Origin of the sequence: Bradyrhizobium sp. WYCCWR 13022, assembly GCF_030435535.1 — a bacterium.
In the GTDB taxonomy this organism is placed as follows: Bacteria; Pseudomonadota; Alphaproteobacteria; order Rhizobiales; family Xanthobacteraceae; genus Bradyrhizobium.
Genome location: NZ_JAUIZJ010000009.1, coordinates 131,135 through 144,120 on the forward strand (window position 1 = coordinate 131,135; position 12,986 = coordinate 144,120).

The window sequence follows — 12,986 nt, forward strand, 5'->3', positions numbered from 1 at the left end:
GGACAAGAGAACACCATGGCACAGAATATCTACGACAATCCCGATTTCTTCGCCGGTTACAGCCAGCTTCCGAGACAAATTCGCGGTCTGGACGGTGCGCCTGAATGGCCCTCCATACGCGCGATTTTGCCAGCGATTTTCGGCAAGCGCGTCCTCGATTTGGGGTGCGGCCTTGGTTGGACGTCGCGCTGGATGCGCAAGCAAGGCGCAAACTCGGTGCTCGGCCTGGACCTCTCCGAAAACATGATCAGCCGGGCAAAGGCGGATACCAACGATCCAGAAATTAAATACCGGATTGCAGACCTGGAGACAGTGGAGTTGCCGCCGGCAGCCTTCGATCTCGCTTATAGTGCACTCACCTTTCACTATATCAGGGACTTCAGCCGTCTCGCGCGCATGGTCCACCAAGCGCTCACGCCCGGCGGGCATATCGTATTCACCATCGAGCATCCGATCTTTATGGCAGCGGTCCATCCGCATTGGATCGCCGACGAGGACGGGCGCAAGACTTGGCCAGTCAATTGCTATTCGATCGAGGGTGAGCGCCAGACTGACTGGTTTGCGAAAGGCGTAATCAAATATCACCGGACCATCGGCACGACGCTTAACACCTTGATCCGTGCTGGCTTCCGGATCTTAGCCGTCGAAGAGTTTGCCCCGTCCCCCGAGCAGATCACACAAACGCCAGAGCTGGAAGAAGAGTTGGAGCGACCGATGATGCTTCTGGTTTCCGCGCAACGGTAGCACCCAAAGTCAATTGTTCGGGTCGTTCGGCGCGCTTGTTGTCAATGACTGCATCGAGTCAATCAGTAATCTTCTCAAAGCCCTTGGCCATGCGCATTATGCAGATATCGCCATATTGACCAGGCGGACCAGCCGGCGGGTCGGGTCTTTCAGCGATTTTCGACTGCGGCCAAAGAACTCTCGGCCAGGACCTCGCGAAGCCACAACAGAAAGACCCCCGTCGCCGGGGATGCCTCTCGCCCAGGATTTGGGATGGCGAGAAAGCCGTTTGGGATGCGAAGCATGCGCGGATGCCTCCTAATATTGGGCTGTTGCGCCGTCGGCTTGGAATGAAGCGGGTGGTCGGGAATGCTGGTCGTTGAGATGACCGCCAGAAGTGCCGTGCGACGTTGCCTGCTTCAAGGAACGTCTCAGCACCCTCATGAATGATGCACCACCCGTCCCCTTCATCCGATGAGCGCACTGGCGCGTCGCAGAGGGACAAGGTAGCCATCTAGGACATGCGCACTCGTCCATGTCGGTCAATACTCGGAGAAGATTCGCTTTATCTCATGCGGCTTGTTGGTCCTGGTTAGGGCCAACGCAAGGAGGATGCGAGCCTTTTGCGGACTTAAATTGTCTGCGTTGAGGACGCCAAGCTCTAGGTAGTGGTCGCGTTCAATGACGCGCCCGTTCAGTGCGGCTGGAACGCATGATGATGGCTTCACCACCTGTCTTACGATAAGCCGCGACGGCCGCCTTCTCATTTTGGGATAGGGTCCCGGCACCCGCGCCGGCAATGACAACTCCTTTCGCGCCCGAAGCGAGAGCATCCCGGATCGGTGTTCCCGGTGCATCGGCGTAGGAGTAAACAATATGCACCGTCGGCAACTCGTTGATGTTCTTGATATCAAATTCAGAGTTGTTGCCATGACGACGGACAGGTGCCCGATAGAAAACAATCCTATCCGTATCGACATAGCCTAGAAGGCCAAAGTCTCCCGACTTAAAGGCCTCTAGCCGGAAGGTGCTGGTCTTGACAACCTCGCGAGCAGCGTTGATCTGCTCGTTCATGACCACCAGAGTTCCCTTGCCTGCCGCCTCTGGCTGAATGGCAACGCGAACTGCACTGTAGAGATTGTAGGGTCCATCCGTACTCATTGCAGTTGGGGGACGCTGCGATCCGACCAGGACCACCGGCTTGTCCGATTTCATCGTTAAATTCAGAAAGTAGGCTGTCTCCTCCAGGGTATCGGTTCCGTGGGTAACCACAATGCCCGCAATGTTCTCTTCTTTAGAACTGAGAAGACCGTTTGCAGTCTCAGCTAACTTTTTCCAATGACCGAACGAAATGTCTTGACTGCCAATGTTCGCAATCTCGATGACCCGTGTGTCCGCTAACTGAGCGAGTTCGGGGATGGCCTGAACGAGGTCATTGCCGGTAAGAAGACCGACCTCGTAGTCGGCAGGGCGAACCGACGAGTCGCCCTTGCCCGCGATCGTGCCGCCAGTCGTCAATACATATACTAATGGTAGTGACATGCTCGCCTCAGCTGTTTGCGGGGGAAAGGGATGCTTTTTCTCCGATGATTGTGGAGGGTCCAAGCCAGGGTAGCTGCGTCCATGCCTTCTGAACCATGGTCACTCTTCTGACGCCCTTCGGCACTGCCGGCCTGTAAGAGCCTGCTCCGAAGTTACGCCAGCTCACTGGAGTATCCACTGCCTGAATCGTTCCTCGCCTTCGGCAAGGTTCTTGCTCCAAGATTCGTTGTCGACCGGCACCATTTGCTTCAGATTGTCAGGATAGGTGGACATTATCGACTGACGTCTTTGCTCATAAACTGATATGCGTTCACATTAGACGGTCCGGCACCGATCTTGGCGCAACGAGCTGCCTGACTCTCTGGTTCCAGCGAGAAAACGATGAGACGTCGAGTCAGCTCGGCTTTGGGATTACCTTTCGGGATGACCCAGCCATAAGAGTTGTAAAATGCCTGATTCCAGCAAATCGCCAGCCCATCCCCTTGCGCGATCAATTGATAGGCCCGGTTCGAAAAAGTTGGCATAATATCGATCTCGCCACTGTGGAACAGCTGAGCGCCTTGTGGCGGAGTCGTCCACCAAGTCACTATCTTCTGATCTTGTCGAGTTTGTTGAAGGCGCGCTTCCAGCCGTCGTCAGTCTCAAGAACCTTGTAGATCTCCTCGCCTCCGGGCACCCCGTCAGCCCGCAAGGCAACTTCGCTGTCGTCGCGGCCGCCATTGCGAAGTGAACGAGCTCCTGGGATCGAAAAGTCCCACATGTCGGCGAAAGACGTCAGCTCCTTCTTGGTGGCAGAGGGAAGGCATACCAGAGCAATGGCAGAGATATATCTGGCATAAAGCTTGGATTGTGCCGCATCTCCTCGGGAATCTGATCGACGAATTCGCCACTCACGTTGAGCGGTTCTAGCAAATCCGCCTGCTGCCACTGCAGCGACTCATCGGCGCCGGCCCCGAAAACACAGTCCCACATGTAGTTCTTGGTCTCTACCATCGATTTGATCTGGGTGGTCGGACTAGCGCTACGGATTACGGGGACGACCTGGATTCCTGTGGCTTTCTCAAATGGCCCATAGAGAAGCTCACGATTGACTTCAGTCATCGCTCCTCCGGTATCCGCAACGTATAATGTCTGTGCGCCGGACTCCAGACTGTGGGCGCGGCCAACGAGGCAGTTGCGCGCGCCGTCCATTTTAAAAACGTCCTTCTGTTCATGGCGTTCCTAGAATTCCTGATTGCCCTTACCACTGTCGCGTTGGCTCTCGTTGCGGTCACGTGAGCGATAAGCATCACAGAGCGCACGACCAGCAGAAGCCAAGCGGAGACCGCGGCAAGAGAAGGGGTCGCGCGGTAAATCGCTTCTTCCCAAAGCTGCTTGGGCAGTGCGACGAAGGTGCCGCCGTGAGGCGCAGATTTTTGTGAGTTGCCGTGTTACGGGAGCTGCCATCGCCAACCTTCTCCGGGTTTCTTGCTGTTGGCGCGCAAGTCTGGCATTCCGCTTCGCGGTCGCCAGCGCTGCTTGACTACCAGACGCTATTTTCGTATCCAAACACCGTCAAGTGTATAATCAACAGCTTTGCCGAGCTTCTGAGATCGAATCCTCCAGGTGGAATTCCGGCAAGATGCGGCGGCTGTGGGCCGGCTGGAGCAACTGGGTGCTTCCCGAAACTCCGTGTCTCCGCCACGACCAGAAGTGCTGCGTTTTGGCCTGAGGCGACGGATGGACCATGCGGAGGAACAAGCGCGTGACCATGTTGGTGGTGACGCGCGATCTGGGTTTCGCCTGCAACTGGATGAGACCACGCGATGATGGCCAAGAGGCGAGCAGTAGATCGGCTCAGGCGTCGAAATGGCATTAGTGCGAAGAGCTAAGCCGTACGTGCGATGATGCAAGACCTCGGGATCGGATCGTCCCACAGGCCTCATCTTCGCCAGGTGCGAGAGAGGATCATGATGCGGCTTGCCGAGATGAGCGCCGACGAACTTCAGCAGATGCTCCGCCACGTGAGGGCGGAATACGATGCTATTCGCGCGCGCAAATTGAAGCTGAACATCGCGCGCGGGCGCCCGGGAGAAGAGCAGCTCGATCTGTCGAACGAACTGCTTTCGCTACCGAAACCCGATGATTGGATCACGGAAGCTGGGGACGATGCACGAAATTACGGGGGCGATCCGAAGGGACTTGTCGAACTCCGCCGCATATTCGCTCCCATCCTAGACGTTCCAGTGGAGCAAGTCGTGGTAGGAGGTAACTCCAGCCTTGCGATCATGCATGATGTAATTGTGTGGGCTCTTCTAAAGGGTGTGACAGCAATTGCGACCCCTTGGATGAAACAGGGAAGAATCGCGTTCCTTAGCCCCGTGCCTGGTTATGAACTGCATCATAACATGTGCATCGAGTATGGCATCGATCTGATTCCGGTCCCTGTCACGCCCAAGGGGCCAGACATGAAGGTGGTGGAGCATCATGTGCGGGATCCACGTGTGAAGGGCATGTGGTGCGTGCCGACTTATGCCAATCCGACGGGCGAAATATGGTCCGATGAAGTAATTGATCGACTGGCTGCGATGGAGGCTGCGGCCACAGATTTTCGGCTCTTCTGGGACGATGCGTATGTCGTCCATCACTTAGCCGATAACAGCAAGCCAGCTAAACGGATCTTGCCTGCTTGCGCGGCCGCCGGGAATGCGGATCGACCGCTTATGTTCTGGTCTACCTCAAAGATTACCTTCGCCACAGCCGGTATCGGCTTCTTCGCAGCTTCTCCCGCGAACGTTCGTTGGTTTCTTGACTGCGCCAAGCGGCGTGGAGCTGGTCAAGACAAGCTTAATCAACTTCGTCACGCGCGTTTCCTCAAGGACGCAGGGGGCGTGACACGACACATGAAAAGACACCGCGCTATTCTTGCTCCCAAGTTTTCCGCAGTGCTCCAAGCGTTCGAAAGACGTCTCGCAGGCAAAGGTGCTGCCGTCTGGACTCGGCCTGAGGGCGGTTATTTCATCAGCGTCGATACTATTGCAGGCGCAGCGCAACGAGCTGTCAGGCTGGCGGGCGACGCGGGAATCTCTCTCACTGCAGCAGGATCGACTTTTCCAAACGGGCATGATCCCAAGGACAGCAATATCCGCATTGCGCCAAGTTTTGCATCGTTGGAAGACGTGCGGATTGCAGCTGAGGCAATTGCAATCTCAATTCTGCTGGCGGCAGTCGAGAAGCAGCTTGGCATCAATGACAATGACTGAAGTGAACACGCAGCACAACTCGTCTCAAGCCATTTGTCTTCTGACCCGTCACCTCAGCGGCCACCTCGCCATCGATTTTTCGTCCGCTTCGCCGGAGGCTATCGGCCACGCCCAGTGTCATGTTATTGACAGGCAGCGCGACTGGATACAGTATAATTAATATGCATACATCAGGCTTGCTTGGTTGTGTCGGTGGCCGGCAAACCGGCTCGTTCGGGCCCGAAGCTAAGGCAGATCCTTAAATGGAAACCCACGCTCCGCAAACTTATCGCAGCGCCGCCAACCCCGGAGCGCGTTTGAAGCAAGTTCCTCTAGATTATCTTGACAACTACAAGTCTCGGTTCGATGCGATAACGGCTCCGCATATTCATGCGTTCGACAAGGCCCATCTAGTTGCGCTAACCGAAGGGGGCGCAATTAAGCGTAAAATCGGACAGCAACTTCTAGCCGGCCTGCGACAGATGGAGGCAGAAGGTGTTCTAAATGTTCATTCTAAGATGAACTCGGGCCTGCACGCGGGCGAACGATATCTAACAAAGCTTTATGGCAGTGAAATTGGTGGGCAGATCGCCACCGGGCGCAGTTCGGGAGATCTGAATGCCGTTTCTCGAAGGAGGGCGTTTGCGGCTCAGATCTGTTCAGCCTTGGATGGCATGATGAAGCTGCGCCATTCTCTCATAGAATTGGCGTCGAAACACATCGAGACCGTCATGGCGGGCAACACGCATGGCCAGCACGCCCAGCCAACAACACTGGCGCATTGGGCTCTGATGTTTGAACTGGTCGCAGCCCGGCATCAGCAGCGATATCAAGAAGCTCATGCTCGCATCAATCAGTCGCCTGCTGGCGCTGCCATCATGACTGGGAGCGATTTTCCGATCGATCGTCGGCGCTCGTCAGAGCTCCTCGGCTTCGATGGGCCCTTGCCCAACACTTTCGATGCGATCATCAGCCACGACATGGAGATCGAATATGCCGGTCTCATGGCAGGTTTAACGCATTCGCTCGCTCGCTTGGCCGATGATCTGCAGTTATGGTCGACATTTGAATATGGCTATGTCGAATTGCCGGATTATCTGTGTGGTACTAGCTCGATCATGCCGCAGAAGAAAAATCCTGATGGGCTGGAGGACATCAAGAGTTTGGCGACGCAAGCATCATCGGCCTTCCTGGCTGTAAGCATGTCCGAACGCGGACCTACTGGTTTTACCACCATGGAGCGGGTCAATACGGACAGTCAGCTCAAGGCCATTGGTGAAATGATTCCCGCACGACTGGATACTCTGTCGCGCCTTGTGGGCGATGTGCGCTTTGATGTCGCGAGAATGAGCTATTTGGCGGGTGCCAACTGGTGCACCGCAACGGACCTTGCTGCGGCCATAGCGCGCGAGACTGCGTTGGGGTGGCGTAAAGCGCATGAATTGGTCGCCGGATTCGTGGCGCACTGTTTCAATTGCGGAATGATGCCAAACACGGTGACAAGTGCCGACTTGGATGCAGCAGCAAATCAGCTCGGTTTTCCTGCACCAAGCCTTGACCCCCAACTGTTTCGGGAAAGCCTTAGTCCACTCGCTTTCGTTGGCCGACGTTCGACTTACGGCAGCCCGGCGCCCGCCAATGTGTGCGCGCAGATAAAGCTCGCTCGCGAGAGCCAGACCAGAGATGCGGAGCAGCAGGAAAAGCTGCGTTGTGTTCGCGAACGCGCCGCTAAAGCTCTTGATGAAGCCGTGAATGCCATCCTTGAGTAACATTGGGTGGTCGATATGTCCGGCCAGCATCTATCGCAACATGATGATGTATCCAAAAGGGCCGCAATAGAATACATTGTGCTTGACTGTTATGGGCGTCGTGCTCATTGTCTCGCGATCGGCGCAAACGGCCCGGCGCAGTTTGATGCTGTCAGCCCCGTCTTCGGTTGCCGATTAGTTCGTTCTTCGGGAGACCGCGGCCTTCATGGACCTGAAGCAGATCGAAGTTTTTTGCCGGAAGGCGGCTGAGCTCAATTTGCAGAAGATTGAGCTGAAAAGAGGGGACATTCGGCTGCTGCTGATCGCCGCCGCTGAAGTGACATCCGCTTTCACCAGCGCGCCGCTGTCACTGCAAAAAGCTGACAGTCTCGGTTCGAATCAAGAAGGTCATAAGATACGAGCTTTGACCGACGGAGTGTTTTATCGCTCGGATGTCCAGGGTGGTTCTCCTGCGGTTGAAGTAGGGCAGACAATCACCAAGGGGCAGATCGTTGCTGTCGTAGAGTCCATGAAAACACTGTTCCGTGTCGAAGCTGACAGAGCGGGGACGGTGCGAGCAATCCTACCCGACGACGGCCAGGTGGTTTGCGCGGGTGACACTCTTCTCGTTCTCGAGTGAGCAAATGTTTGACAAGGTGCTGATCGCCAACCGTGGGGAAATAGCCGTTAGAATGGAGCGCGCCTGCGGTGCCATTGAAGCGTTCAAAGCCGGCAGCGCGGACATCCGGTTTCTGAAGAATTGGTTGGCCGCTGGGCTGAGGCTGAAGAGAGCCACTTCTGCGGTGGCATCATGACGGGTCTTTGCGATTACATTCCGCAATTGACTGCCATCATGAGGCGCCATGGCTTGATCCGGCTGGAATATGAGGAAGGCGGCGAGTTTATAAACATTGAGCTTGCGGCGACGACCGACGAGAAGGTGCGAGCGGCGCCGCCGGCTACGGCAAATATTGTTGTTCGCGCGGTTGGGCCGGGAAGATTCTTACCAAGGCATCCCGCGGCGGCTTCAGCGGCGGTGCCGATGGGCTCGTCTTTAAACTCGGATGATATCCTCGGCTACCTACAGGATGATTTGATTCTAATCCCGATCAGAACGCCGCAGCGGGGGCGGTTGGTCACAATTCTTATCGAAGAAGGCGCCGCGGTTAGTTACGGCGCGCCCTTGTTCGAGATCCTTCCGGTAGACGTGGAGTAGGCGGCATCTACGAACGGCATCGGCGCACGGCGTTGGCATAGTATCACACCATCTACTCTACTCGGGCAGGTAGGAAAATGAAATATGATGTCGCAATTATTGGGGGCGGAGCCATCGGTTCCGCGGCTGCCTATTTTCTCAAGCTCATGGCGCCGGCTTCAGATGTCATAGTGATAGAGCGCGATCCGACCTATGCGATAGCCTCGACGCCACGGGCGTCTGGTGGCGTCCGACGTCTTTTCGCGCTTTCCGAGAATATCCAGCTTTCAAATTTCTCAATCCCCTTCTTTGAGTCATTTCCGAAGACGATGGCGATCGAAGGCGTGGATGCCGAGATCGGCTTTAAGAAAAATGGCTACCTCTTCATCGTGCCCCTTAGTGCGACGGGGATGTTGCGTCAAAATTACGACGCTCAACGAGATCAAGGTTGCAATGTCGTATGGCTGACGCCGGACGGTCTGAAAGAGAAATTCCCTTCGATGAACGTTTCGGACCTTGGCGCCGGCGTCCATTCTCCCGATGACGGCTGGCTGGATCCGCATAGTGTGCTGATGGGTTTTCGTAAGAAATCGCAATCTCTCGGCGTCAAATATCTTGCCGACGATGTGGTGGGGATGGACCGCGCCGCTCATGCTGTAACGCATGCCCGAGTGGCATCCGGCGCTCAGATTGAAGCGGATCAATTCATCAATTGCGCAGGAGCGTGGGCAAAGGAAATCTGCAAGCAACTGGGGTTCGATGTTCCAATCACCCCGCTGCGGCGTTTCGAACATTACTTCGAAACGCAAGAACCCATCGAGCCGCTGCCTTACCTCAAAGACCCCGAAAGATTAGCTTTCCGTCCCGAAGGCGCCGGCTATTCAGGCGGTGTTCCGACGCTCGCGGAACCGCGGGGCTATAATTTCGAGGTCGACTACGACTATTTCGAATCAGTTGTGTGGCCAGCATTGGCGCACCGTTTCCCGCAGTTCGAACGGACGAAATGCCGTTCAACTTTGCCGGGTCTCTATGATCAGAACGACTTCGACGGCAATGTCATCATCGGGCCGGGGGCCGATGGTCTGGGCAATTTCCACATGCTGGCGGGCTTCTCAGGTCACGGCCTGATGCATGCGCCCGGCTGTGGTCTGGCGATTTCCGAACTTATCCTGAAGGGACGATACGAAACGCTGGATTTAACTCGTTTCGGTTGGCAGCGACTGATCGACGACGCCCCTCTGCCCGAGCGCGGCATCATATAGTTTCAACGCTTTCCCCTGCCTGTGGGATTTGGGAGCTTTGCCTTCCAAGACCTTCCGATGTGACCGCGAGGCCGTTCTCCTTGAGGCGCCACGCGCCACGGACCGTGTGACCTCGAAACGGCGCTTTGGAACCCTTCCGTAAAACGCGATCGGCGATGCGAAATCAGTTGCGGTGTGGCAATATAAAATGTATCCAAAAACAATAGAAGGGATGCAAAATATGGCGAGCGTGAAAAGCGCCGAGGTCGCTATCATCGGGTCCGGTACGATTGGTATCGCGGTCGCCTACTATCTGGCCAAACACCACGGCATCACTGATATCGCGCTCATCGACCAAGGCCCTCCGATGGCCTTCACGTCCGCTCAGTCTGGCGAGAATTATCGAAATTGGTGGACCCATCCACTGATGGTTCGTCTCTCTGATCGTTCCATCCAGCTCATGGAAGACATCGCGCGAGAGTCGGGCAATCGGCTGAACATGACTCGACGCGGATATGTCTTGGCGTCGCGAAAGACAGATGCCTCCGAGCTGATCGAGGGATTGCGCTTCAGCTTGGGTGCGGAATTCGATGAGCAGGTACGGATCCATGAGGGTACCACGAGCCGCAGTTATCAACGACCCGCAGACGCTGACTGGACGCTGGCGCCACGAGGCTTCGATCTGCTTCGCAATCCCGAGCTGATCCAATCGCTGTTTCCCAATTATGATCGCGACCTGCGAACAATCCTGCATGTACGCCAAGCCGGCGACATTTCGGGGCAGCAGATGGGAGCCTTCATGCTGGAATACACGGGCAGCGTCGGCGCGCACCGCATGCAGGGCATGGTCGACGGCATTAAGGCGGAGCGAGAAGGCGGGTTTACTATCGCTTTTAAGGACGAGGGGACCTCTAAGACTCTCCGAGCGGTCAAGCTAATTTACTGTGCGGGTCCCTTTGCGAACGACATTGCCGCCATGCTCGACGTCGAGTTGCCCCTATTCAATGTGATGCAGCAGAAAATCGCCTTCGAGGATGTTCACAAGGTCATTCCTCGGGACATGCCGTTTTCGATCGACCTCGATGATCAAATGATCAATTGGACGGAAGAAGAAGCTAGCCTGCTTCGGGCCAGTGCAGACACTGCCTGGCTCACACAACCAATGACCGGCGCAATTCATTGCCGTCCCGACGGAGGAGACGGCGGCAGCTGGCTACGGCTCGGATGGGCCTACAACGAGAGGGCGCAGGTAAACGCGACCTGGGACGTTCCGCTGGACGACCGCTTTCCCGAAATTGTGCTTCGAGGGGCTTCGAGGCTCAACCCCGGACTCAGGACCTATATCGGACGGCTGACGCGCGGTCTGCATCATTATAGCGGCTGGTATACGCGGACCCACGACAATTGGCCGCTGGTCGGGCCCATGGGACCGGAAGGCTCCTATATGTGCGTCGGTCTTTCCGGCTTTGGCACGATGATGGCTTGCGCTGTCGGAGAGCAAACGGCCGCATGGGTTGCGGATAAGCCGTTGCCCGGATCGGCTGTCTTCACAATGGACAGGTTCACGGATCCTTCGTTGATCCCTGATCTGGGCTCGGTGGGCGCGGGGCTGCTTTGATGTCTGCGCCCGACCGATTGATGCATTGCTTGAGAGATACGCGCCTAGCGTTGGACTAGTTGGGAACTCCGATGAGTGACAGCCATACATTGCCCCTTGGTGACGTCGCGTTCGCTACGATCGGGGAGCTTTCGCGCGCATTGGCCACCAAGCAGGTCACGTCGCTCGAGATCACGGAGCGTTTTCTGGCGCGGATTGCGAAGTTCGACCCGCAGCTCCATGCCTTCGTCGCAATCTACGCGGATTCGGCTCGCGTAGCTGCCAAGACCGCCGATGCACGGCGTGCGGGCGGCAACGCTTTGCATATGCTGGACGGGATACCTTTCGCGGTCAAAGATCTATTTGATGTCAAGGGGAGACCGACCCGGGCCGGATCGCTTGCGACCGCATCGACCCCTGCGGAGAACACAGCCCACGCTGTTCAGCGCCTCCTCGATCGAGGAATGGTTCTCATCGGGAAAACGCACACCGTTGAATTCGCTTTTGGTGGTTGGGGGTGCAATCCCGTCTGCGGTACGCCGGTGAATCCCTGGGATACCTCGGTTGCGAGAGTACCCGGCGGATCATCCAGCGGATCGGGAGTCGCGGTCGCGGCGGGGCTCGTGCCGGTTGCGCTCGGGACCGATACCGGCGGCTCAATTCGTACCCCCGCATCGCTTTGTGGAATTGTTGGCCACAAGAGTACGCTCGGCTTGGTCGGCCGGGGCGGCGTCTTTCCATTGGCGCCGACATTTGACACTGTGGGTCCGTTGGCCCGCAGCATCCGGGATGCCGCGTTGGTACTCGATGCCTTGCAAGGGCGGGATCCCCAGGATCCCTCGACCTACGGAATTGGGCGCATAAATCCTCTTGGCGAGTTAACGGCTGGCGTCGAGGGCTTGATCTTGCGAGCGCCAACTGACTCTCAGCTCAAATTCGTCGACCCCCGAATTATGGACCTTTTCCATAAGGCACTGGGCGACCTCAAGAGACTAGGCGCTCACATAGATGTGCGTCCCATGCCTCGGAGTCACGAAGAATATGCGGCTCACGCATCCGGTATCACGGGGACCGAAGGCTGGAATGGGCTATCGCAATACATCGAGGGGCTCGACAGTCGAGTTGATCGTTTGATAGCGCAGCGAATGCGCAAAAGCAGTGGCATCAGCGCGAGGGACTATTTCGGCCTGCTTACAACCCGCCGCGAAATGCAGGTGGAATTCGATCGTTATCTGGAAGGCGCAGCAGCGTTTCTCTTGCCCTCGGCTCCGATCGTGACTCCAGAGATCGAGGGGGCGCACGAGCAAACCGCACCTTTTGGTCTCCTCGCCCGTATAGCCAATCTAATGGACTTGGCCGCTATATCGATACCCATGGGGCTCGCAGCCCTTATGCCGGTAGGTCTGCAAATTACCGTCCGCCGTTTTGGTGATGCAACGGCCTTCCGGATTGCGCAAGCGTTTGACCGCGAACGAGGGGGCGCCGTAGCAATCCCTCCCGGATACATATGAAACCGTTCGCGATCCCCCCAATGACTTGTCGCAGACCGAGCCCTTTTGGGGGGCTTGCCGAGTTTCGGGCATTGTTCGTGGCTTTCTGAAAATGAGGATTCCATTCGGAAATTACGATTTCGTCACATTCAGGTTGACACGAATGTGCCGGAGGCCCTTTAATCGTATCCTAAATTAACGTCTCGGATACAAATTGGGCCGCGGGCCC

11 protein-coding genes and 1 pseudogene are annotated in these 12,986 nt (G+C 56.5%); 9 read left to right on the forward strand and 3 right to left on the reverse strand.

Going from position 1 to position 12,986, the window contains the following annotated elements; genetic code table 11:
- Positions 1-15: 15 nt before the first annotated feature.
- The gene (locus QY049_RS15020) at positions 16-744 is read left to right on the forward strand and encodes a bifunctional 2-polyprenyl-6-hydroxyphenol methylase/3-demethylubiquinol 3-O-methyltransferase UbiG (protein ID WP_128929638.1); all 729 of its coding nucleotides are present in this window, start codon (positions 16-18) and stop codon (positions 742-744) included.
- Positions 745-1,265: 521 nt separating this feature from the next.
- Here QY049_RS15020 and QY049_RS15025 read toward each other — a convergent pair.
- The 3 genes and pseudogenes from QY049_RS15025 to QY049_RS15035 all read right to left on the reverse strand — a co-directional run bounded on the left by QY049_RS15025 (position 1,266) and on the right by QY049_RS15035 (position 3,366).
- Positions 1,266-2,265, reverse strand: a pseudogene (locus QY049_RS15025) (asparaginase).
- A gap of 272 nt (positions 2,266-2,537) precedes the next feature.
- Positions 2,538-2,852, reverse strand: a complete 315-nt coding sequence (locus QY049_RS15030; protein WP_164933840.1) for an extracellular solute-binding protein — start codon at positions 2,850-2,852, stop codon at positions 2,538-2,540.
- 187 nt (positions 2,853-3,039) lie between these two features.
- On the reverse strand, positions 3,040-3,366 hold the full coding sequence (locus QY049_RS15035) for a hypothetical protein (RefSeq protein WP_128929635.1): 327 nt from the start codon (positions 3,364-3,366) through the stop codon (positions 3,040-3,042).
- A gap of 848 nt (positions 3,367-4,214) precedes the next feature.
- Here QY049_RS15035 and QY049_RS15040 point away from each other — a divergent pair.
- The 8 genes from QY049_RS15040 to QY049_RS15075 all read left to right on the forward strand — a co-directional run bounded on the left by QY049_RS15040 (position 4,215) and on the right by QY049_RS15075 (position 12,778).
- Positions 4,215-5,507: an aminotransferase class I/II-fold pyridoxal phosphate-dependent enzyme gene (locus tag QY049_RS15040; protein WP_128929634.1), complete on the forward strand. Its 1,293-nt coding sequence runs from the start codon at positions 4,215-4,217 to the stop codon at positions 5,505-5,507.
- Positions 5,508-5,749: 242 nt separating this feature from the next.
- The gene (locus QY049_RS15045; protein WP_128929633.1) at positions 5,750-7,255 is read left to right on the forward strand and encodes an argininosuccinate lyase; all 1,506 of its coding nucleotides are present in this window, start codon (positions 5,750-5,752) and stop codon (positions 7,253-7,255) included.
- A 205-nt stretch (positions 7,256-7,460) separates the two neighbouring features.
- On the forward strand, positions 7,461-7,874 hold the full coding sequence (locus tag QY049_RS15050) for a biotin/lipoyl-containing protein (RefSeq protein ID WP_128929632.1): 414 nt from the start codon (positions 7,461-7,463) through the stop codon (positions 7,872-7,874).
- Between the two features lie 4 nt (positions 7,875-7,878).
- Positions 7,879-8,049 (forward strand): biotin carboxylase N-terminal domain-containing protein, encoded by a 171-nt coding sequence (locus QY049_RS15055; RefSeq protein ID WP_164933826.1) that lies wholly within the window; start codon positions 7,879-7,881, stop codon positions 8,047-8,049.
- On the forward strand, positions 8,046-8,450 hold the full coding sequence (locus tag QY049_RS15060; protein ID WP_128929630.1) for a biotin/lipoyl-containing protein: 405 nt from the start codon (positions 8,046-8,048) through the stop codon (positions 8,448-8,450). The genes QY049_RS15055 and QY049_RS15060 overlap by 4 nt, the downstream gene beginning before the upstream one ends.
- A 77-nt stretch (positions 8,451-8,527) precedes the next feature.
- Positions 8,528-9,691 carry an FAD-binding oxidoreductase gene (locus tag QY049_RS15065; protein WP_128955182.1) on the forward strand — a complete coding sequence of 388 codons (1,164 nt, stop codon included), beginning with the start codon at positions 8,528-8,530 and terminating at the stop codon, positions 9,689-9,691.
- A 220-nt stretch (positions 9,692-9,911) separates the two neighbouring features.
- A complete protein-coding gene (locus tag QY049_RS15070; RefSeq protein ID WP_237866328.1) occupies positions 9,912-11,288 on the forward strand; it encodes an FAD-binding oxidoreductase in 1,377 nt (458 codons plus the stop codon).
- Between the two features lie 71 nt (positions 11,289-11,359).
- Positions 11,360-12,778: an amidase gene (locus QY049_RS15075; RefSeq protein WP_128929628.1), complete on the forward strand. Its 1,419-nt coding sequence runs from the start codon at positions 11,360-11,362 to the stop codon at positions 12,776-12,778.
- The last annotated feature ends 208 nt before the right edge of the window (positions 12,779-12,986 follow it).